The sequence below is a fragment of the Methylomonas sp. Uni0009 genome (assembly GCF_054188105.3).
Window position 1 is genome coordinate 1,330,078 of the sequence record NZ_JBTAFN010000001.1, and the last position, 20,043, is coordinate 1,350,120.

The window sequence follows — 20,043 nt, forward strand, 5'->3', positions numbered from 1 at the left end:
TTTTACCCGATGGAGACTAAAGGATTGACACTTATCTATAGCATCGTAGCCCCGATTAGCGAAGCGTAATCGGGGGGATGTGAGTCTTGCGTACGATTACGCTCCGCTAATCGTACCTACGGGGTATCGTGAAATCGGGATGGTTTTGTTCCCGTATGCCGCGCCGAGCACCGGAGCTTTTGAGCGGAATAGCCCGCAGGGGCGATGCAGGGATGCATCGCGTTGCCGAAGGGGCAGGAAGCCCCTTTCGGCAACCCCGTTCAAAAGCGAGGAGCGGAGGATCAAAGCGGCATCCGGGTGTCTTTTCTTTTGGATACTTTTCTTTGGACAAGCAAAGAAAAGTATCTCGGTTGTCGGTCCAAGAACCGACATTAAATCAAGCCGTCGCGCCAGCGACACAAAAATCCTACCCAGCATCAGACCGATTAACAGCCACCCTCTGATACCCCCTCTTAATCGCCAACGCCAACTCATGCACCGCCATCGCATAGTGCGTGCTCTGGTTGTAGCGGGTAATCGCATAAAAGTTAGGATGTCCCAGCAAGTATTCGTCTTTGCTTTGATGCCTGAGCAACAACAGCCGCAACGGATAATCGCAAGCACATGTGTCAGCCGGTTCCACACCTGCTTTAACCAAGGTATCCAAAGAATAAGCATGGTCCGCGCCGGGTTCCAGGCTGTCGATGCCATGGAAGCTGCCGCGTGTGGCCGAGACGATGGGTTGACCGGCTTGCCAGCCGTGCTGAGCAAAATAATTGGCCACGCTGCCGATCACGTCCTCCGGATTCCACAGGTCGCGGCGGCCGTCGCCGTTAAAGTCCACCGCCCATTGCAAAAAACTGCCGGGCATGAATTGGCCCAGGCCCATTGCGCCGGCGAAGGAGCCGACCGGTTTGCCGGGGTCCAGGCCCTCGCTACGGCTCATCACCAGAAAATTTTCCAGTTCGCTGCGGAAATATTCGCCACGCCGCTGGTAGTCAAAGCCCAAGGTCGTTAGCGCGTCGATGATTCTATGGTTGCCGACGAAGCTGCCGAAAGTGGTTTCCACGGCCATGATGCCCAGGATGTATTCGGCCGGCACGCCGTATTGCTGGCTGGCGCGTTGCAGCGTTGCATGATGCTGTTGCCAGAAGCTGATGCCGGCGTTGATATGCCGGTCGTCCAGAAATTGCGCGCGGTAGCGGGTCCAGCCGCCTTTGCTGGTTTTACCTTTCATGCCCTGATCGGATTTGGCCAGATAATCCAACGTCCATTGCTTGCGTTTGGCTTGCGAGAACAGGCCTTGCAGATATTCGCGGTTAAAGCCGTGCTTTTGCACCATCTGTTCGATGAACTGGTTCAAAGCCGGATAGCCGGCGTAATCACCGGTGACGGCTGTAGCGTGATAGCCGCCGACGCTGGCGAACGGCCGTAAGTCCGGCGTGGCTTGGCGCGACTGGTTGGGCGCGGTTTGTTGGGTGGGTGTGCGGACGCGAGTATTGGCTTTATCGCCGGCGGGCGGCTGCGAGGCGCAGCCCGCCAAAAGTGTTATTAACAGTGCCGAACCGGCGTTTTGTAGCGAGACTTTACTAGTACTAAATGTATACAAGCGAGTTATATCCAGGGCTATTTAAAAAGACTGCCTCCCTCGTCGTCGTTTTCGGCCAGGGTCATGCCGGCGGTTTCGAAGTTGACGTTCTCGGCCCCCAGTTTAATCATCAGGCGCACCTCGTTGCGGGAGTCGGCAGCGTGCAAGGCGTCATCGTAACCAATTTTACCCGCCGTATACAGATCGTAAAGCGCTTGGTCGAAAGTCTGCATGCCATGCTCGCGGGAGCTTTTCATCAGTTCTTTTAATTTGTGTACTTCGCCCTTGCGGATCATGTCTGATGCCAGCGGGGTATTCAGCAAAATCTCAATAGCCGGGTAGCGGCCCTTGCCGTCGGCGCGCTGAATCAATTGTTGGGCGACAATACCGCGCAAGTTCAAAGACAAATCCATGAACAGCTGGCTGTGCATTTCTTCCGGGAAAAAATGCAGGATACGGTCGATAGCCTGGTTGGCATTATTGGCGTGCAAGGTGCAAACGCACAGGTGGCCGGTTTCCGCGAAGGTGATGGCGTGTTGCATGGTTTCCCGGCTCCTGACCTCACCGATCAGAATCACATCCGGCGCTTGCCGCAGGGTGTTTTTTAAAGCCACTTCGAACGATTCGGTATCCAGGCCCACTTCGCGCTGGGTAATGATGCAGCCCTTGTGCGGATGGATAAACTCGATAGGGTCTTCAATGGAAATGATGTGGCCGCTGCTGTTTTCGTTGCGGTGCCGAATCAAAGCCGCCAGCGAAGTGGATTTACCGGTACCGGTGGCACCGACAAACATCACCAAACCGCGCTTGTACATGATCAGTTCTTTCAACACCGGCGGCAGATGCAATTCCTCGGCGCTGGGGATGGTGGTTTCGATGCGCCGTAACACCATGCCGGCCGAGTCGCGTTGGGTGAAGGCGCTGACCCGGAACCGGCCCAAACTGTGGGCGCTTAAGGCAAACTGGCATTCGTGAGTGTTTTCAAACTCGTCCCGTTGGCGCTGCGACATAATGCTGAGCACCAGCATCATGGTCTGTTCGCTGGTTAAAACGGTTTTCGACACTTCGACGACCTTGCCGTTGACTTTCATCGACGGCGGCCGGCCGGCGGTGATAAACAAGTCGGACGCTTTCTTTTCCACCATCAGGGCCAATAGGGCTTTAAAGTCCATGACGCCTCCTAAAATTTAACGGAACATGTCTTTGTTGACGGCTTTGACCATCGCGCCTTTCGCGGTAATCAGGCCTTTATCGACCAACTCCTTCAGGTTTTGATCCAGCGTCTGCATGCCGTCTTTGCGGCCGGTTTGGATCGCGGAATACATCTGCGCCACCTTGGCTTCGCGAATCAGGTTACGGATGGCCGGCGTACCGACCATGATTTCGTGCGCGGCAATCCGGCCGCCGCCGACTTTTTTCAACAGGGTTTGCGAGATTACTGCCTGCAAGGATTCGGACAACATGGCGCGGATCATGTCTTTTTCCGCAGCGGGGAACACGTCGATAATCCGGTCTATGGTTTTGGCGGCCGAGGTGGTATGCAGGGTGCCGAATACCAAGTGACCGGTTTCCGCGGCGGTCAATGCCAGGCGGATGGTTTCCAAATCCCGCATCTCACCCACCAGAATGATGTCCGGGTCTTCCCGCAGTGCCGAGCGCAAGGCTTCGTTAAAACCTAAGGTATCGCGATGAACTTCACGCTGGTTGATCAGGCATTTCTGGCTTTCGTGGACAAACTCGATAGGGTCTTCGACGGTGAGAATATGGGCGTAATCGTTGGTGTTAATGTGGTTCACCATCGCCGCCAGCGTGGTGGATTTACCGGAACCGGTCGGGCCGGTCACTAGAATCAGGCCGCGCGGTTTGGTACACAATTCCGCAAAAAACTTTGGTGCATCCAGGTCTTCCAGGGTTAACACCTTGGACGGAATGGTCCGGAATACCGCACCGGCGCCTCTATCCTGATTGAAGGCATTCACCCGGAAGCGAGCCACGCCGGGCAGCGCGAACGAGAAGTCGGTTTCCAGAAACTCTTCGTAATCGCGGCGCTGCTTGTCGTTCATGATGTCGTAAATCAGCGCATGGACTTCCTTGTGATTCAAGGACGGGATATTGATGCGGCGGATGTCGCCGTCCACCCGAATCATCGGCGGCAGGCCGGCGGAAAGATGCAAGTCGGAGGCTTTGTTTTTGACGGAAAAGGTCAAGAGTTCGGCGATATCCATGATTTATGTCCCAACAATAAAAGGAATGATCGTCGGCAAGGATAGTACACAATTCAAAACCGGCCGGCTTATTCCTGCGTAGCAGCAACCCTTATGCTGGTAAGTGGTGGATCGGCCTAGCGGTGCTGGCTTTTTTCGGCGCAGTGTATACATTGATTGGCATACGGCACCGCAGCCAAGCGTTCCTTTTTTATGGGTTCGCCACAGCTCAGGCAAATGCCGTAGGTACCGGCATCGATGCGGGAAATGGCTTGTTTGATTTTTTCGACTTCATCGCGCGTAGCATTGCCCAAGGCGTCCAATACTTCGTCATTTTCGGTTTCGACGGCCTGCTCGGAAAAGTCCTGGGCCAGCGGTTTGTCGGTGTGTCTGACGTCTTCGGTGATTTTTCCCAGCCTGTCGTCAAGGTCTTCCAGCATATTCAATAGTTGGTCGCGTACATCGGTATAGTCTTTCATGGTGCTCTCCGCAGCAGGGCTGCATGGTTTAATAACCGGCTTCTGTCGGCCGGATGTCGTTCCCTGGTTTATACAATGAAGCCGATAGCAGGTGCAACCAAGCTGATCTATACTCGAGTCATCGACATTTCTAGCTTTTTGCACAATGGACCTTGCTCTCGACCGCTTACTCGCCGCCGCCAATCAAGTCATTCTCGGTAAACAAGCACAAATTCGTTTGGCGGTGTGCTGCCTGTTGGCCAGGGGGCATTTGCTGATCGAGGACATTCCCGGTGTCGGCAAAACGACCTTGTCGCATACGCTGGCGCGCTTGTTTGGTCTGGAATATCAGCGGATTCAATTCACCAGCGATATTTTACCGGCCGACATCGTTGGCTCTTCGGTATTCGATGCCCATCAGCAGCTCTTCAGTTTTCATCCGGGGCCGATTTTCAAACAAATGATTTTGGCCGACGAAATCAACCGGGCGACGCCCAAGGCACAAAGTGCCTTGTTGGAAGCGATGGAAGAACGGCAAGTAACCGTCGAAGGCCGGACTTACCCCTTGCCGCAACCGTTTTTCGTCATCGCTACCCAAAATCCGGCGCATCAGATTGGCACCTTCCCTTTACCGGAATCGCAAGTCGATAGGTTTTTGATGCGTATCGAGTTAGGTTATCCCAGCCGGCAAGCCGAACGGGAATTACTGAGCGGTCAACCCCGGCATGTCTTGATCGACGAGTTGCCGGTGGCCTTACTGCCCGCGCAATTGGCCGATTTGCAACAGGCGGCGGATCAGATACACGTATCGCCGGCCTTGCTGGATTATCTGCAAGCTATTTTGGCCTTTAGCCGCCAATCCAACGACTTTGCCAGCGGCCTGTCGCCGCGTGCGGGCTTGGGTTTGTTGGCCGCCGCCAAGGCATGGGCGCTTATTGACAAGCGCAAGGCCGTGTTGCCGGAAGATCTGCAAGCGGTTTTGCCGGCAGTGGCCGGGCATCGTTTAAACGTGGGCGCCAATGATTCGGCCGCCATCGTCGCGCCCATTCTCAAGCACGTACCGGTACTTTGAACGAAGCGGCCTTATCCATAAAACAGCGCTTTAAACTGTCGCGCTTTTTTACCGGTGAGGCGCCGACCGCAGGACCTATTGTATTGACGCAGCGGCGGGTGTTTATTTTACCGACCCGACGCGGTTTGGCATTTGTGTTGTTGATTCTGTTGCTGGTACTGATCGGCTTTGTCTACAACAATAATCTGGCTTATTTACTGGGATTTTTACTGGCCAGCATCTTTTTCGTGACCATCCTGCACAGCTTCAAAGCCTTGGCCGGACTAACGATTCAGCCGTCCCGGCAGCAAGCAGTGTTTGCCGGCCAGGCCGGACCGTTTAATTTCCAGATCAGCAATCCGGGTTCACAGCCGCGCTTTGCTTTGGATTTGGCTTTGCAATCCGAGTTATCCATAAGCTTGGCAGCCGAACAAACCCAAACGGTGACGCTATATCAACCCACCCGGCAGCGTGGCTGGCTGTTGCCGGGCACATTGACCCTTTCCAGCACCTACCCCTTGGGTTTATTTCGGGCTTGGGCGCCACTACGTTTCGATAGCCCGCTGCTGGTGTATCCCAAGCCGGCCAGTAAATTACTGCCGTTTCCAGACAGCGACGGCGGCCAGGATAAGCCCGGTCAAAACCGCCGCAGTGGTGACGAGTTTGATGGCGTAAGAGTGTATCAGCGTGGTGACGCGATTCGGCAAATCCATTGGAAAGCCTTTGCCAAAGGCCAGGGTGTGCACAGTAAACATTACAGCGGCGCCAGTGCTAGCGAATTGTGGTTGGATTATCAACAGGCACCAGGGCATCACACCGAAGAACGCCTCAGCCAGTTATGCCGTTGGCTAGTGGACGCCGAACAAGCCGGTTTACGCTACGGCTTGGTGCTGCCTGGCTTGCGTCTGCCGCCGGACAACGGCACCGCGCATTACCGTCACTGCCTGCAAGCCTTGGCGCTGTTTTGAGCATGCCGTTTCTGCCGTCCACGCGGCTGATGTTGTTTATGTTGGGTTCGATAGGCCTGATTACCTTGCCGCATGCCTGGCATATTCCGCCGATATTGTTTAGTTTTTTCACTCTGCTGCTACTCTGGCGCTTGCTGAGCATTTGGCAGCCCCGCTATTTGCCGAACCGGTTTGGCGTGTTTTTATTGATGCTGCTGGGAATAGGCTTGTTATACAGCCAGCAGCACTCGGTATTCGGCCGCGATGCCGGCACCAGTCTGTTCGTGGTGGCCTTGGGTTTGAAGTTGCTGGAAATTCACGGCCGGCGCGATGTGTATGTGATCGTTTATCTGGCTTTCATCGTCGCCGTCACCCAGTTCTTGTACGAAGAAAGTATCTTGATGGCGCTTTATATTCTGGTAGTTTGCGGAGTTTTGCTGGCTACCTTGATTACGCAAAACAGCCACACGCCGCAAACCCTGGCGGCTTTAAAAACTTCGGCGGCGATTATTCTGCAAAGCCTGCCGTTGGCCCTGGTGTTGTTTGTATTGTTTCCGCGTCTGGAAGCGCCACACTGGAGTTGGTTGGACGATGATACGCATGCCAATAGCGGTTTAAGCAATACATTGGAGCCTGGCTCCATCGCTGAACTAAGCCTGTCGCCGGAACTGGTGTTCAGGGTTAAATTTGACGGAGAAATGCCGCCGCCGGCGCAGCGCTATTGGCGCGGACCTATTTACGCCAGTACCGATGGCGTAAGTTGGCGAGCGCCGCCGGTGTTAGGGCGGGAAAACAATCCGGATCAACCTGTTTTTACTGGCGCGACTTACGATTACACGCTGATGATGGAGCCGCAAAAACAGAATTGGGTATTCGCGTTGGAGATGCCCAGCCAGTTTGACGGCTTGCGGCGCAATGGCCTGTATCAGCTACTTACCAACAAAAATCCCGGCGACCGCGCCGAGTATCGGCTGAGCTCGTCGCCAGCCTATAACACCGGCGGCATCAGTAAATCCGAGCGCCGGGAAAATTTGCAACTACCCGGCAAACCATCGGAAAAAATCGTCGAATTGGTGAAGCAGTTACAAGGGCGGCAGGCAGGCCCCGAGTTGTTTATCGCCAATTTGTTGCAGCATTTTCGCCAGGAGAATTTTCATTACACCTTAAGCCCGGAAGCGATGCCGGATAAACCCATCGAGACGTTTTTGTTCGAGCGCCGCGCCGGGTTTTGCAGCCATTACGCCACGGCTTTCGTGTATTTGCTGCGGGTGGCGGAGATTCCGGCACGGGTGGTGGGCGGTTATCAAGGTGGGCAGATTAACCAAGTCGGCGGCTTTCTGGAGATCAGGCAAGCCGACGCGCATGCCTGGGCGGAAGCCTGGCTGGAAGGACGCGGCTGGGTTAGATTCGATCCGACCGCCGCCATCGCTCCGGAACGCATCGAGCGCGGCGTGAATGTGGATTTACAAATTGCTAGCGGCGCGGTGAATTTCAGCCCGGTGCAACTCGACGCCAAGACTTTGTCCTGGCTGCAACGCGGCCGGCAACTGTGGCAAAGCGTCGATTACAACTGGCAACGTTGGGTCATCAATTACGACACGGTTAATCAGAAAGCGTTTTTACAGAGCTTAGGAATAGACAGCTTTGTGAAGCTTGGCTATTGGCTGGTGATTAGCGTTGCCGGTATCGGTGGTGTCGTGGCTTGGCGCTTGTTGCGGCCTAACCGGCGCCGCCAAGATCCGGCGTTGCGCTTGTACCGGCAATTTTGTACCAAGTTGGCTAAAGCCGGCTTAAGCGTTGAAATTGGCGACGGCCCCAAAACCGTCGCCGAGCGCGCCAAAAAACTGCGCCCGGATTTGGCCGAAACGATTGAGCGGATCACCGCGCTTTATATTCGCTTACGCTACCAAGCCGACAGCGAAGCCGGCGATTTGCAGGTTCTAAAAGGACTAGTCGCGCGCTTTAGGGTTTAAATATACCTTTCCCACCCCAAATTTCGGCATATATGCTTGATGCCATCAGGGAGCGGGCTGGCGTGAGGGAAGCAAAAAGCGAAATTTGCAGCGCGAATTTATGCGACGGATTAATGTAAATCCGGCACTTCTTCAGCCCCTTTTTGCGCCGGTTGTTTGGTGGCGGCCGCGGCTTGTTCCTGCTGTTTTTGTTTATTGCCTTCGCCGAACATCACCGCGCCGGCCATGAATATGGCACCGGCAATCGCGATGATAGGCAGGCGGCCGGGCTTATCCATCCACAACAATATCCACTTGGGTTTGATCAGACCGACGACCAATATAATCGCCGCCAAAATCATCACGTTAAAACTGTAGTAGATCAAAGTATTCATGAATCGGAACCCTGTTTCCAGCAAGTTAAAGAGACATACATTATTATTAGCCGCGTGACCGTTGGCAATACACAATTCATTTTCATAATTTAGGAGGCGCTATGGGCGGCTTTGGTTTATTCGCAATAATGTTGTTGGTATTTGCGGTTTTGATGGTGTTCATGAGCGTCAAATCTGTTCCGCAAGGCATGGAATACACCGTCGAACGCTTCGGTAAATATACCGCGACTTTGACACCTGGCTTGAATATCATCATGCCTATCATCGACCGCATCGGCCGCAAGCTGAATATGATGGAACAGGTGCTGGACGTGCCGTCGCAAGAGGTCATTACCAAAGACAACGCCATGGTGCGGGTGGATGGGGTGATTTTTTACCAGATCATGGATGCCGCCAAAGCGGCGTATGAAGTCAATTTCCTCGACGTGGCAATCATCAACTTGGTGATGACCAATATCCGAACAGTGATGGGTTCCATGGACCTGGACGAACTCTTGTCACGTCGTGATGAAATCAACGCCCGCCTGCTCAATGTAGTCGACGAGGCCACCTCGCCGTGGGGTATTAAAGTCACCCGTATCGAAATCAAAGACATCGCCCCGCCCAAGGACTTGGTCGATTCCATGGCCCGGCAAATGAAAGCTGAGCGGGAAAAACGCGCACAGATTCTGGAAGCCGAAGGCTTGCGGCAAGCGGAAATTCTGAAAGCCGAAGGTTTGAAACAAGGTGCGATTTTGGATGCGGAAGGCCGCAAAGAAGCCGCATTCCGCGACGCCGAAGCCCGCGAACGTCTGGCAGAAGCGGAAGCCCGCGCCACGATGATGGTGTCGGAAGCCATTTCCAAAGGCGATGTACAAGCCATCAATTACTTCGTCGCGCAAAAATATATCGAGTCTTTAAAAGACGTCGCCTCCGCCAACAACAGCAAACTGATCTTCATGCCGCTGGAAGCCTCCAGCGTCATCGGCGCACTGGGCGGCATCGGCGAACTGGCTAAAGAAGCCTTAAACAAAAAGGCCTGATTATGGGGGAGCAAGACATCGTATTTTGGTACTGGTGGGTGCTAGCGGTCGGCTTTTTGGCCTTGGAAATTGTTGTCACCGGCTTCTTTTTTCTGTGGTTGGCGGTGTCGGCGTTCATCGTCGGCGCGGTAGTGCTGTTAGTGCCGGCCACGCCGTTCAACGTGCAGTTATTGATGTTTTCCTTGTTGGCGGTGTTGTCGGTATTGGGCTGGCGTAAATACGCCCGCACCCGCGCCGTGGTGGCCACCGATCACCCCTTGTTGAATCAGCGTGGGGCACAGTACATCGGCCGAACCTTTAATTTGATCGCGCCAATTGAGAATGGTCAGGGCAAGATTAAGGTCGATGACACCTTTTGGAAGGTGCATGGGGAGGATAGTCCGCTGGGGGCTAAGGTTAAGGTAGTGGCGGTTAAGGGGACGGTGTTTGAGGTGGAGGTTTGTGAGTAATTCTAAACCGTTAACCTGATGCTATTTCTCCTAATATTAGCTTGTTACATCAATACTTAATCTCTAATTGTAAATTATGAAGAGAACTCTCATCGTAATGGGCGTGGTTGCTGGACTACTACTTCTTATTCCGATAGCTCCGTATATCTGGGTCTACGGATTTCATTGGTCCGATTCACAAGAGATATGGGGACAGTTTGGCGACTTTTTCGGTGGCTTGCTAAATCCGATTTATGCGTTTCTGGCGTTTCTGGCGTTGCTATACACGATCGCTATTCAAGCCACAGAGCTCAAGCTTGCAACTACTGAGTTTGCTCGGCAGGCGGATTCTATGCAAAAGCAATTAGATCACAACAGACTTTCAGCGGAGAAAGAAGACCTGTTCAAAATTATAAAAGATATCGACGATGATCTAGAGTCTATTTTACAAACTGTGGTTAGTCCTGAACACTCCGAGCCTGAGTTAAGAGTTCAACATATAATTCACGAGGGGTTTAGGCTCAGGCATACGCCAAATAAATCAGATAGTTACGAAAACTTTATTGTTCTCGCAAAATCTAGCGGAAGCATAGTTGAATCGGTATATTTAAGGCTGGCATTGGCGGCTGGCAGTCTGTATCGATATTTGAACATGTACCGAGTTATCTCAAATGATTCCTCTTATGTTGCTGATTACTTTAGATACAAACATTTCATGGTGGGTCAACTATTGAAAGACGTAGGGAATGTGGACAAAGAAATTTATGAATTTTTTCTTTCAGCTAATAGCTCAACAGGTAAACATTAAGTTTTTCTGCTCACGCGGGATTTGAAGGCTTACAGAATAATTTGTCGCTGACGCAACTGCTCTATTTAATCGGGTCTCGCACCCGAAGGCGAGATACTTTCTTTTGCTCCGCCAAAAGAAAGTATCCAAAGAAAAGGCGGCCCGGATGCCGCTTGCACCCTGCGTTCCTCGCCTTCGCCGGGGGTTGACGAAAGCACCGGTACTCGGCGCGGCATACGGGAAAAACCCCGTCCAGTGCTTTGAAGCTTGATACGCATCGCGTACCTTTTCGCTTTCGCCGATACAGTGGCCTTCGACTTTTGCGACTACCGATCCATCACATCCCGTCTGATTCCTCTCTGAGTAGATAAAGTGCGCAATTACTCCTATTTCCCGGCTTTGCCTGTATAATCCACAACAGAGTTGGCCGAACAGTCGCCGTTTTACGCAAATAAAAGGGAGGAAAGTCCGGGCTCCATAGGGCAGGGTGCCAGGTAATGCCTGGGAGGCGTGAGCCTACGGAAAGTGCCGCAGAAAATATACCGCCTGGTTTTTCGGAACCCGGTAAGGGTGAAATGGTGCGGTAAGAGCGCACCGCGCAACTGGTAACAGGTGTGGCAGGGTAAACCCCACCCGGAGCAAGATCAAATAGAGGAGCATTGGCGTGGCCCGCGCTGCTCCTGGGTAGATTGCTTGAGCGTCAGAGTGATCTGACGCCTAGATGAATGGCTGTTCAAGACAGAACCCGGCTTACAGGCCAACTCTTTCTCTTCTTTTTCTTTTGCAATCCGCAAAATACTCCATGACAGCAAAAACCGACGAATTTTTCCGCAAGGCAGATCAGTTGATTGCCGCCGGCCGCTTCATTGACGGCAAGGGCTGGGTGCCCGCCACCAGCGGCAATTTTTCCGCCAAACTCAGCGACGGCAATATTGCGATTACCGTATCCGGCCGGCACAAAGGCCGTTTGCAAGCCGACGATATTATGCTGATCGACAGCAAAGGCAACTCGCTGGACGGTAAGAAACCGTCGGCGGAAACGCTATTGCATACTGCGCTGTACCAACGTTTTCCGGAGATTCAGGCGGTGCTGCATCCGCATTCGATCAACGCCACGTTAACGGCGCGCTTGTTCAAGCATGAGATCGTGCTGAAGGATTACGAACTGCTCAAGGCGTTTGCCGGCATCAATACCCATGAGACCCGTATTGCCATCCCGATTTTTGCTAACGATCAGGACATTCCCCGGTTGGCCGACAAGGTGGACAATTACCTGGACCATCACACGCATGACGTTTACGGCTATATTATTGCCGGCCACGGTTTTTATACTTGGGGCGCATCGGTAGATGATGCCTTGCGCCACCTGGAAGCACTGGAATTTTTATTCGACGTTGAAATTCGCCTACATGGAGTAACACGATTATGAGCGCATTAACCCTCTACCCCGCCACCCAGCCGCAACATGGCCGCACTTTCCGCGACTTTGCAAGCATCGCAGAGCAGTTACAAGCAATTGGCGTACAGTTCGAACGCTGGCAGGCCGATTGCGAATTTTCGCAAGCTGACGATGCCGATGCAGTATTAAAGGCGTATGCAAGTTCGATAGACAAACTCAAACAGCAATACGGTTTTCAGTCGGTGGACGTCATCAGCCTGAACGCCGACCATCCCAATAAGGATGCCTTGCGGCAGAAGTTTTTGGCCGAGCATACCCATAGTGATTTCGAAGTGCGGTTCTTCGTGGAAGGCAAAGGGCTGTTTTATCTGCATGTCGGCGATCAAGTTTATGCCATGCTGTGCGAGCAAGGCGATCTGATCAGCGTGCCGGCCAATACCACGCATTGGTTCGATATGGGGGAAAATCCGGCGTTTAAATGCATACGCTTGTTCACCACCGAAGACGGCTGGGTAGCGGAGTTTACCGGCAATCCGATTGCAGAAAGTTTTCCGACGCTGGACCAATACGTCGCCGGCTTATGATCAAGGCTATCGTTACCGACATTGAGGGAACCACGTCATCGCTGTCGTTTGTTAAAGACGTGTTGTTTCCGTACGCCCGCGCCCGCTTGCCGGATTTTGTGAGCCGCCATCGAGAGCAAGCCGAGATCAAGCTATTATTGACCGATGCCAAGCAGTTAGCCGGCGGTGAACTCGATGACGAGGCATTGATTGCGCAGTTCATCCACTGGATAGATACCGACCAAAAAATTACGCCGTTAAAATCCTTGCAGGGCTTGATCTGGCAGGAAGGCTATCGCAACGGCGATTTCACCGGCCATGTCTATGAAGACGCTGTGCGCAACTTGAGAAACTGGTTTGGCCTGGGCTACAAGCTTTATGTCTATTCCTCCGGCTCGGTGCAGGCGCAAAAGCTGTTGTTCGGGTACAGCGACTTCGGCGATCTTACCCCTTTATTTTCCGGTTATTTCGATACACATATCGGTGGCAAGAAAGAGGCAACGTCGTATGAGCGGATTGCCGCCGAGCTTGGCTTGCCGGCCGAACAAATCCTGTTTTTGTCGGATATAAAAGACGAATTGGACGCCGCGCGCCAGGCCGGCTTCGCCACTTGCTGGCTGGTGCGCGACCAGGTTCCCGACTCCGACACTGAACACGTGCAAGTCAGCGATTTTGATGGCATTCATCTGTAAACCTGGCACTGTTTACCTATGAAAATAGCCATCCTGTCGCGCGACGCGACGCTGTATTCCAGCGTCCGGCTGCTGGAGGCCGCCGCCGCTCGCGGCCATGAGGCCAGAGTATTGGATCCGACCCACTGCTATATGAACATCACCTCCATGAAGCCGTCCATTCATTACATGGGTGAAAATTTGGTGGGTTACGACGCAGTCATTCCCCGCATCGGTGCGTCTATCACCTTTTACGGCACGGCGGTGCTTAGGCAATTCGAGGTGATGAACACCTTCGTTCTCAACAATTCCGCATCGATCAGCCGCTCCCGCGACAAACTGGCGTCCAGCCAGTTGCTGGCGCGCAAGGGCATAGACCTGCCGATTACCGCGTTTGCCCATAATCCGGACAATATCGAAGATCTAATCGCCGAAGTCGGCGGCGCACCGTTGGTGATCAAACTGGTGGAAGGTTCGCAAGGCATAGGCGTCGTGCTGGCCGAAACCCATAACGCCGCACATAGCGTGATTCAAGCCTTCATGGGCCTAAACGCCAACATCATGGTGCAGGAGTTCATTCAGGAAGCCGCGGGTAGTGATATTCGCTGCTTTGTTATCGGCGACAAAGTGGTCGCGGCAATGAAACGCCAAGGCCGCGAAGGCGAGTTTCGTTCCAATCTGCATCGTGGCGGCACGGCCACACTGGTGAGGTTGACCCCGCAGGAGCGCTCGGCGGCAGTGCGCGCCGCCAAAATCATGGGCCTCAATGTCTGCGGCGTGGACTTGCTGCGTTCCAAACGCGGACCGCTGGTGATGGAAGTCAATTCCTCCCCTGGTTTGGAAGGCATAGAAAAAACCAGCGACAAGGATATTGCCGGCTTGATGATCGAATATATTGAAAAGAATGCCGGGAAAAATAAATCCGGGTAATCGGTAACCCGGATTTAGTCAACAGAATCGTTAAAGCGTTGGAGGGGGATCGCGGGTTGGGCGAGAAACCCAGCCGATATGGATTATTTTTCCAATGTCACGAATGCCAACTTGGAAATCCCGGCATGCTGTACTGTCGCCATCACTTCCGCCACTTTGCCGTAATTCACGCCTTGATCGGCATAAATGTGAATGATTAGCTCGGGGTTGCCGGCCAATTCGTTCCTCAGCGTGGTATCCAACGCCGCTAAATCGGCCACGGCGTTTTTATTCAGGGTTACGGCACCTTGCGCGTCGATACCCAGTTGCATAGGCTGCTTTTCCAAATCCGGGGTCGTGGAGGCCGTTTTCGGCAAAGCCACGTTGACCGATTGGGTCAACAACGGTGCGGTGACCAACAAGATAATCACCAACACCAACATCACATCTACCAGCGGCGTAACATTAATCTCGCTAACCGGCCCATCGTCGTCTGAGTTTGTTTTAAATCCCATGTAATTAATCCTTGTTTTTACTGGTATTGATGTTTGAGTCGCCGAAGGCGATATGCAGAAAACCCTCGACGAAATTTTCCAGCGAAGCCCGGTGGTGCTTGGCGCGACGCTGGAAGAAATTATAGGCCAACACTGCTGGTACGGCTACGGCGATACCGATAGCCGTAGCAATTAATGCATCGCCGATTGGCCCGGCCACTACGTCCAAACTGGCCGAACCGCTGGCGCTGATGTCGTGCATGGCGTGCATGATGCCAAGCACGGTGCCGAACAGGCCGACGAACGGCGCGGTGCTACCGATACTGGCCAGCATGGTCAAGCCGCTTTCCATTCGGCGTTGTTCGTCCTGAGTCTGTTTACGCAGGGTTTGTTCCAGCAAATCTTGTGGAGAGCCACGAAACTTCAGGCTGGTGCAGGTTTCCGGATGCGTCATTTCCGCCAACCAGGCAAAGCCGCAGGCTGCAACCCGAGCTTTAGGGCCGCGCGCGGTTTCGGCGGGCAGTTGCTCGGCGGCATTTAAATCGGTAGTGTCCCAAAAAGCGCTGTCGTATCGTTTGTTGTAATAATTATTCTTGGCAAACTGCCAGATTTTGAAAAAAATCAACGTCCACGTTATCAACGAAAACACCAGCAATGTGTAAAGGGTAGCGTCGATAACCGCTTCCGGGGCTATATGGTAGGGCATTAATCTCTCCGATTTTTATTCACGCAAAGTAAAAATTATTGGCACAATCACCGAACTGGCCACCGGCGTTTCGCCGCGTTTGGCCGGAATGAATTTCCATTTTTTCACGGCTTCCACTGCCGATTCGTCTAGCATCTCGTGGCCGCTGCTGTGCTCGACCGCCACCGAATCGCTTAAACCCTCCGGCGAGACTTGTACCCGTAACATCACCTTGCCCTGCCATCCGCGGCTTTTCGCAATCATCGGATATTCCGGCTTGGGGTTGTGGGCGTAGTTTGCCCGAAAATTGGCTTCGGTAAACTGCTCGGCGTTGGTCGCGGTCGTGTTGGTCGTCGTAGTCGTTACCGGCGCACTGCTCGCTGTATTGCTTACCGGTGTCGGCGGCGGCTCGGAAACCGGCTCAACCGGCGCATATTCGGGCGCCTTTTGCACGATGGGCGGCGCTTTTTTGGGAACCGGCTTGGGCTGCGGCTTTTTCGGCGGCGGCTCTTTTTTGGGCGGCGGCGGGGCGGGAGGCGGCGGGGCGGCGGCGGGCTTAGGTGCGGACATCGCAATCATCGATACTTCCATCATCAAAGGTTGCGCCGGCGTGACTTTTTCCTCGGGTTTCAGCAATTGCTGCAAACCCCAAACATGTAGCAACGCGACTAATAGCGTTAACAGCCTCAGCATGCTGGCGGGCCGTTCTTCTCCCAATAGCGTCCGCCAAAATGAGCCGGAACCGCTTGCCACTGCCGGCAGATAACCGCCGAACGACGCTAACTCTTTATTTTGCAAAGCATCCTCGTGGTTTTTAAATAAATACATATAAACTGTTGAATACAAAATTAAGCGCGATTCGAATTTAGCCGGGCATTGTAAATTAATACGTCTTAGCGCGACAGCCATCCTTACAGGAAACAACACTATCTAACCATTCCTTACTAAGACGTTTCAGCCGTCAAAATCCCCACTGGCTGATGACGGTTTCGGGCTAAATTACAATCTGTGGCATAATTTCCACTCCCGTCTTGTATTTCCGATTGATTCCATATGTCCGTAAAACAATCCGATCATCCCCAGGGTCAAGTCAACACACTGGCTTTAAGCGCGATAGGCGTGGTGTTTGGGGACATCGGCACCAGTCCTTTGTATGCGGTAAAAGAGGTTTTTCACGGCGGCTTGCCGACCGATGCCGCCCATGTGCTCGGGGTGCTGTCCTTGATTTTTTGGGCTATCACCTTGGTGGTCACCACCAAATACGCAATTTTTATCATGCGCGCCGACAACAAGGGCGAAGGCGGCATCATGGCCTTGATGGCGCTGGCCTTGCAGGGGTCCAAAGATAATCCGGAACGCAAAGCGTTCATCGTCACCATCGGCCTGCTTGGTGCCTCGTTGTTTTATGGCGACAGCATGATTACCCCGGCCATTTCGGTACTCAGCGCCGTGGAAGGTTTGCAAATCGTGGCGCCGCGTCTGGAACATTACGTTTTGCCGATCACCATCATCGTGCTCAGCGTGCTGTTTTTTATCCAGACCAAAGGCACCGGCAAAGTCGGCAGAATGTTTGCGCCCATCATGTGTTTCTGGTTTGCCACGCTGGGTCTTTTGGGGGGCATCAGTATTGTCCAACATCCGGATGTATTGATGGCGGTCAACCCCTATTACGCGGTCAGTTTATTAATTGAATTGGGCTGGAAAGGCTTTTTAATCATGGGCGCGGTGGTGTTGGCGATAACCGGCGCCGAAGCCCTATATGCCGATATGGGACATTTCGGCTTAAAACCAATTCGGCGCGCCTGGTTCTATTTCGTATTTCCGGCCTTGCTGCTTAATTACTTTGGCCAAGGCGCATTGTTGATCGGCAATCCCAAGGCCGTTGAAAATCCGTTTTATCTAATGGCACCGCATTGGGCCCTGTATCCGCTGCTGATCCTGGCGACACTGTCCACCGTGATTGCCTCGCAAGCCGTCATTTCCGGGGCGTTTTCTGTAACCCGGCAAGCCATACAACTCGGTTACTGTCCAAGGATGAATGTTCGCCACACCTCCGGCGACGAAATGGGCCAAGTCTATTTGCCTGCCGTCAACTGGCTGCTAATGGTCTCGGTGTTTATTTTAGTTTTGAGTTTCAGATCGTCGTCCGCATTGGCATCGGCATACGGCATTGCCGTAACCGGCACGATGATTGTCGATACCATCCTGGCCTTTATCGTGATCCAGGCCCTATGGCAATGGAACAGAGCCACCAGCATTGCTTTTCTATCGACCTTTTTGATTATCGACCTGCTGTTTCTGTCTTCCAACAGCCTGAAAATCCCACACGGCGGTTGGTTGCCGCTGGTGGTGGGTACGGTATTTTTCTTGATTATGACCACCTGGATCAAAGGTAAGGAATTGTTAGCCAGGTACCTGGACGAAAAACGGGTATTGTTCGAGGACTTGGACGAACGTTTGAAAGACCGGCCCCTGGTTACGGTACCCGGCACGGCAATCTATATGGCCCGCAGCGTACACGGTGTGCCGCAGGTCTTGCTGCACAACCTGGAGCACAACCATGTGATGCACGAAAAACTCATCGTGCTGACCATCGTGACCCGCGAGGAACCTTACGTGGATGAAGCGCATAGGGTAAAAATCCGCATGTTCGGGGATAGCGGCGGCTTTTACCGGGTGAAATTGTATTTCGGCTTTCAAGAAGAACAGGACGTACGCCGCGCCCTGCAACTTTGCTGTCATGAAGGTTTGGATATCGATCAAAAAACCGTATCGTTTTTTATCGGTAGCGAGAAACTGTCGTTCCGCCGCAAAAGCCCGATGCCGAAATGGCGGCGCTCCTTGTTCAGTTTCTTAACGCATAATTCCAGTAGTGCGATAGAGTATTTCAAAATCCCCGTCGAACGTGTGATCGAGCTGGGAATCCGCATCGAATTGTAGAAATCCACTGTGCGCCTCGGCGCGCTTAGTCGCCGCGTCTGCCGAAACGGCCGCCCCAGCCGCCGCGCTGATGGTCGCCGTCACTGTCCCTGCGCCCGAAACCGCGTTCCTGTCGCTCCGGCATCGATTGTTGTTGGAGGGATCTTTGTTCGGCATGCCGTTCACGATCAAAGTCCCGACGCCCCAAGTCCCGCCCCTGCCAACCGCCAACACGATGATCGAAATGCGGCATTGGTTGATGCCAGTCATGATGATCATCGTGATGATGCTCCGGACGATAACTCGGCTGCACATAATAGCGGCCGTAAGTAATACTGGTGCTCGGGCTGGCATAACTACGCCCGTAGCTTTGGTAATAGCCGGGCGACGAGTAAGCACTGCCATAACCATAGTCACGCTGATAATAGCCGGTCGCGCAACCCGATAGGGTTAATACGGCGATGGTAAGAATGCTGACTTGTATGGTTTTCATGACTGCCTCTTGGCTGGTTGGCCCTCTAATGTAAAGTTAGGCTTAGCATATCCGAGGCAGACTTAATCAATGCTTAACCTGAGGCGCCGACCAAAAAATGTTCCGGCTCGGCAATCACCGGATTGCTTAGCGCGCCGATGCCTTCTATCTCGATACGCACAGTTTGTCCCGGTTTCAGATACCCGCGCGGCTTCATTTTTACTCCCACCCCAGCCGGTGTACCGGTACTGATCACATCGCCCGGCTCCAACGTCATCACTTGTGTCAGATAAGCAATCAACTCGTAACAATTAAAAATCATGTCGCCGGTATTACCGTTTTGCCGCAACTCGTCGCCCACCCAGGTTTTTAAACTGAGATTATGCGGATCGGCGATTTCGTCGGCTGTCACCAGCCATGGCCCCAGTGGACCATGAGTATCGAAAGATTTGCCCAAGGTCCAGGTTGGCGTGCGTTGCTGCCAATCGCGCACCGTCACATCGTTGCAAATGGTGTAGCCGGCTATCACTTCATGTGCCTGTTCTACCGTTACGTGTTTGCAGCGCTTGCCAATCACAAACGCCAACTCACCTTCGTAATCAACCTTGTCCGACACCGGCGGCAGATGAATCGCCTCGCCATCGGCGATGACACAGGTACTTTGCTTGGTAAAAAAGGTTGGATATTCCGGTTTTTCCATTCCGGTTTCACCGATGTGATCGGCGTAATTCAAACCAACGCCCAACAGCTTGCCGGGACGCGGAATCGGCGCCAACAACTGCACGTCGCTGAGAGCGATGCGTTCGCCGTCGGCAGCAATCTGCTTTTGCAGCGCTAGTTTTGCCGACTCTCCAGCCGCCAGAAAATCGAGCATATTGCCGGGCAAATCCGCGCCGGCCGGGACGATTTGCGCGCCAACCAGTGCGCCTATATGTACTTGACCATTGTATTTATAGCTCAGTAGTTTCATACCGAATCAACTCTTCATCCAAACAAAATCCGCATTGTATCGCAGTGCCGGTGTCGCCCGGCAAAACCCGCGAATTGGACGTCTTATTTCTAAGCAGTGTCCAGTTATTGGACGCTCATTCTTTAAAAAGCGCCGGCTCAAAGCCGTAGG

The 20,043-nt window shown here is 53.2% G+C and carries 21 protein-coding genes and 1 other RNA gene; 12 read left to right on the plus strand and 10 right to left on the minus strand.

Translation table 11 applies throughout. The annotated features are described in order from the left end of the window. Nucleotides 1-406 precede the first annotated feature (406 nt). The 4 genes from mltB to ACWAU0_RS06215 all read right to left on the minus strand — a co-directional run bounded on the left by mltB (nucleotide 407) and on the right by ACWAU0_RS06215 (nucleotide 4,250). Nucleotides 407-1,588, minus strand: a complete 1,182-nt coding sequence (gene mltB, locus ACWAU0_RS06200) for a lytic murein transglycosylase B (protein WP_033158297.1) — start codon at nucleotides 1,586-1,588, stop codon at nucleotides 407-409. 17 nt (nucleotides 1,589-1,605) lie between these two features. Beyond that, the gene (locus ACWAU0_RS06205; RefSeq protein WP_171696916.1) at nucleotides 1,606-2,739 is read right to left on the minus strand and encodes a PilT/PilU family type 4a pilus ATPase; all 1,134 of its coding nucleotides are present in this window, start codon (nucleotides 2,737-2,739) and stop codon (nucleotides 1,606-1,608) included. Nucleotides 2,740-2,754: 15 nt separating this feature from the next. Further along, complete coding sequence (locus tag ACWAU0_RS06210; RefSeq protein ID WP_101053853.1) at nucleotides 2,755-3,792, minus strand: type IV pilus twitching motility protein PilT; 1,038 nt, start codon at nucleotides 3,790-3,792, stop codon at nucleotides 2,755-2,757. Nucleotides 3,793-3,908: 116 nt separating this feature from the next. Further along, nucleotides 3,909-4,250: a TraR/DksA family transcriptional regulator gene (locus ACWAU0_RS06215; RefSeq protein WP_033158299.1), complete on the minus strand. Its 342-nt coding sequence runs from the start codon at nucleotides 4,248-4,250 to the stop codon at nucleotides 3,909-3,911. Between the two features lie 145 nt (nucleotides 4,251-4,395). Here ACWAU0_RS06215 and ACWAU0_RS06220 point away from each other — a divergent pair, with 145 nt between their 5' ends. Genes ACWAU0_RS06220 through ACWAU0_RS06230 form a run of 3 tightly spaced genes read left to right on the plus strand, consistent with a single transcriptional unit; the run spans nucleotide 4,396 to nucleotide 8,200 of the window. After that, entirely contained in the window at nucleotides 4,396-5,301 is a 906-nt protein-coding gene (locus ACWAU0_RS06220; RefSeq protein WP_458138666.1) for an AAA family ATPase, read from the plus strand. Next, on the plus strand, nucleotides 5,298-6,248 hold the full coding sequence (locus ACWAU0_RS06225) for a DUF58 domain-containing protein (protein ID WP_458138667.1): 951 nt from the start codon (nucleotides 5,298-5,300) through the stop codon (nucleotides 6,246-6,248). The genes ACWAU0_RS06220 and ACWAU0_RS06225 overlap by 4 nt, the downstream gene beginning before the upstream one ends. 2 nt (nucleotides 6,249-6,250) lie before the next feature. Further along, on the plus strand, nucleotides 6,251-8,200 hold the full coding sequence (locus ACWAU0_RS06230) for a transglutaminase TgpA family protein (protein ID WP_458138668.1): 1,950 nt from the start codon (nucleotides 6,251-6,253) through the stop codon (nucleotides 8,198-8,200). Between the two features lie 110 nt (nucleotides 8,201-8,310). Here the strand turns inward: ACWAU0_RS06230 and ACWAU0_RS06235 are convergent, their stop codons facing one another. Beyond that, the gene (locus ACWAU0_RS06235; protein WP_458138669.1) at nucleotides 8,311-8,574 is read right to left on the minus strand and encodes a hypothetical protein; all 264 of its coding nucleotides are present in this window, start codon (nucleotides 8,572-8,574) and stop codon (nucleotides 8,311-8,313) included. A gap of 101 nt (nucleotides 8,575-8,675) precedes the next feature. On the opposite strand from ACWAU0_RS06235, the gene ACWAU0_RS06240 reads away from it, so the two are divergent. The 8 genes from ACWAU0_RS06240 to rimK all read left to right on the plus strand — a co-directional run bounded on the left by ACWAU0_RS06240 (nucleotide 8,676) and on the right by rimK (nucleotide 14,374). Then, on the plus strand, nucleotides 8,676-9,596 hold the full coding sequence (locus ACWAU0_RS06240) for an SPFH domain-containing protein (RefSeq protein WP_033158304.1): 921 nt from the start codon (nucleotides 8,676-8,678) through the stop codon (nucleotides 9,594-9,596). Between the two features lie 2 nt (nucleotides 9,597-9,598). Beyond that, a complete protein-coding gene (locus ACWAU0_RS06245) occupies nucleotides 9,599-10,045 on the plus strand; it encodes an NfeD family protein (protein ID WP_458138670.1) in 447 nt (148 codons plus the stop codon). Nucleotides 10,046-10,121: 76 nt separating this feature from the next. Next, the gene (locus tag ACWAU0_RS06250) at nucleotides 10,122-10,832 is read left to right on the plus strand and encodes a hypothetical protein (protein ID WP_458138671.1); all 711 of its coding nucleotides are present in this window, start codon (nucleotides 10,122-10,124) and stop codon (nucleotides 10,830-10,832) included. 398 nt (nucleotides 10,833-11,230) lie between these two features. Next, nucleotides 11,231-11,580: RNase P RNA component class A (rnpB, locus tag ACWAU0_RS06255), an RNA gene on the plus strand. 33 nt (nucleotides 11,581-11,613) lie between these two features. Then, nucleotides 11,614-12,240 carry a methylthioribulose 1-phosphate dehydratase gene (locus ACWAU0_RS06260; protein ID WP_458138672.1) on the plus strand — a complete coding sequence of 209 codons (627 nt, stop codon included), beginning with the start codon at nucleotides 11,614-11,616 and terminating at the stop codon, nucleotides 12,238-12,240. After that, nucleotides 12,237-12,794, plus strand: coding sequence for a 1,2-dihydroxy-3-keto-5-methylthiopentene dioxygenase (locus ACWAU0_RS06265; protein WP_458138673.1), 558 nt, complete (start codon nucleotides 12,237-12,239; stop codon nucleotides 12,792-12,794). Before ACWAU0_RS06260 ends, ACWAU0_RS06265 begins: the two co-directional genes overlap by 4 nt. Then, nucleotides 12,791-13,465, plus strand: coding sequence for an acireductone synthase (mtnC, locus tag ACWAU0_RS06270; protein WP_458138674.1), 675 nt, complete (start codon nucleotides 12,791-12,793; stop codon nucleotides 13,463-13,465). Before ACWAU0_RS06265 ends, mtnC begins: the two co-directional genes overlap by 4 nt. An 18-nt stretch (nucleotides 13,466-13,483) precedes the next feature. Further along, entirely contained in the window at nucleotides 13,484-14,374 is an 891-nt protein-coding gene (gene rimK, locus ACWAU0_RS06275; protein ID WP_171696927.1) for a 30S ribosomal protein S6--L-glutamate ligase, read from the plus strand. Between the two features lie 83 nt (nucleotides 14,375-14,457). On the opposite strand, the gene ACWAU0_RS06280 is transcribed toward rimK, so the two are convergent. The 3 genes from ACWAU0_RS06280 to ACWAU0_RS06290 are packed head-to-tail and all read right to left on the minus strand — an operon-like array spanning nucleotide 14,458 to nucleotide 16,330. Continuing rightward, the gene (locus ACWAU0_RS06280) at nucleotides 14,458-14,868 is read right to left on the minus strand and encodes an ExbD/TolR family protein (RefSeq protein WP_033157489.1); all 411 of its coding nucleotides are present in this window, start codon (nucleotides 14,866-14,868) and stop codon (nucleotides 14,458-14,460) included. A gap of 4 nt (nucleotides 14,869-14,872) precedes the next feature. After that, nucleotides 14,873-15,553, minus strand: coding sequence for a MotA/TolQ/ExbB proton channel family protein (locus ACWAU0_RS06285; RefSeq protein WP_033157490.1), 681 nt, complete (start codon nucleotides 15,551-15,553; stop codon nucleotides 14,873-14,875). Nucleotides 15,554-15,568: 15 nt separating this feature from the next. Next, complete coding sequence (locus ACWAU0_RS06290; protein WP_523070768.1) at nucleotides 15,569-16,330, minus strand: energy transducer TonB; 762 nt, start codon at nucleotides 16,328-16,330, stop codon at nucleotides 15,569-15,571. Nucleotides 16,331-16,585: 255 nt separating this feature from the next. On the opposite strand from ACWAU0_RS06290, the gene ACWAU0_RS06295 reads away from it, so the two are divergent. Next, on the plus strand, nucleotides 16,586-18,472 hold the full coding sequence (locus ACWAU0_RS06295) for a potassium transporter Kup (protein WP_458138675.1): 1,887 nt from the start codon (nucleotides 16,586-16,588) through the stop codon (nucleotides 18,470-18,472). Between the two features lie 25 nt (nucleotides 18,473-18,497). Here the strand turns inward: ACWAU0_RS06295 and ACWAU0_RS06300 are convergent, their stop codons facing one another. Next, entirely contained in the window at nucleotides 18,498-18,944 is a 447-nt protein-coding gene (locus ACWAU0_RS06300) for a hypothetical protein (RefSeq protein WP_101053827.1), read from the minus strand. 73 nt (nucleotides 18,945-19,017) lie between these two features. After that, nucleotides 19,018-19,893: a fumarylacetoacetate hydrolase family protein gene (locus ACWAU0_RS06305; protein WP_101053824.1), complete on the minus strand. Its 876-nt coding sequence runs from the start codon at nucleotides 19,891-19,893 to the stop codon at nucleotides 19,018-19,020. Between the last annotated feature and the right edge of the window lie 150 nt (nucleotides 19,894-20,043).

Bases quoted from the DNA above. Each gene is read 5' to 3' on its own strand.
- ACWAU0_RS06230 (WP_458138668.1), top strand. From the start codon at position 6,251: ATGCCGTTTCTGCCGTCCACGCGGCTGATGTTGTTTATGTTGGGTTCG.
- ACWAU0_RS06245 (WP_458138670.1), top strand. From the start codon at position 9,599: ATGGGGGAGCAAGACATCGTATTTTGGTACTGGTGGGTGCTAGCGGTC.
- ACWAU0_RS06285 (WP_033157490.1), bottom strand. From the start codon at position 15,553: ATGCCCTACCATATAGCCCCGGAAGCGGTTATCGACGCTACCCTTTAC.
- ACWAU0_RS06205 (WP_171696916.1), bottom strand. From the start codon at position 2,739: ATGGACTTTAAAGCCCTATTGGCCCTGATGGTGGAAAAGAAAGCGTCC.
- mtnC (WP_458138674.1), top strand. From the start codon at position 12,791: ATGATCAAGGCTATCGTTACCGACATTGAGGGAACCACGTCATCGCTG.
- ACWAU0_RS06220 (WP_458138666.1), top strand. From the start codon at position 4,396: ATGGACCTTGCTCTCGACCGCTTACTCGCCGCCGCCAATCAAGTCATT.
- ACWAU0_RS06210 (WP_101053853.1), bottom strand. From the start codon at position 3,792: ATGGATATCGCCGAACTCTTGACCTTTTCCGTCAAAAACAAAGCCTCC.
- ACWAU0_RS06305 (WP_101053824.1), bottom strand. From the start codon at position 19,893: ATGAAACTACTGAGCTATAAATACAATGGTCAAGTACATATAGGCGCA.
- ACWAU0_RS06265 (WP_458138673.1), top strand. From the start codon at position 12,237: ATGAGCGCATTAACCCTCTACCCCGCCACCCAGCCGCAACATGGCCGC.
- ACWAU0_RS06240 (WP_033158304.1), top strand. From the start codon at position 8,676: ATGGGCGGCTTTGGTTTATTCGCAATAATGTTGTTGGTATTTGCGGTT.
- rimK (WP_171696927.1), top strand. From the start codon at position 13,484: ATGAAAATAGCCATCCTGTCGCGCGACGCGACGCTGTATTCCAGCGTC.
- ACWAU0_RS06235 (WP_458138669.1), bottom strand. From the start codon at position 8,574: ATGAATACTTTGATCTACTACAGTTTTAACGTGATGATTTTGGCGGCG.
- ACWAU0_RS06260 (WP_458138672.1), top strand. From the start codon at position 11,614: ATGACAGCAAAAACCGACGAATTTTTCCGCAAGGCAGATCAGTTGATT.
- ACWAU0_RS06295 (WP_458138675.1), top strand. From the start codon at position 16,586: ATGTCCGTAAAACAATCCGATCATCCCCAGGGTCAAGTCAACACACTG.
- ACWAU0_RS06300 (WP_101053827.1), bottom strand. From the start codon at position 18,944: ATGAAAACCATACAAGTCAGCATTCTTACCATCGCCGTATTAACCCTA.
- ACWAU0_RS06280 (WP_033157489.1), bottom strand. From the start codon at position 14,868: ATGGGATTTAAAACAAACTCAGACGACGATGGGCCGGTTAGCGAGATT.
- ACWAU0_RS06215 (WP_033158299.1), bottom strand. From the start codon at position 4,250: ATGAAAGACTATACCGATGTACGCGACCAACTATTGAATATGCTGGAA.
- ACWAU0_RS06250 (WP_458138671.1), top strand. From the start codon at position 10,122: ATGAAGAGAACTCTCATCGTAATGGGCGTGGTTGCTGGACTACTACTT.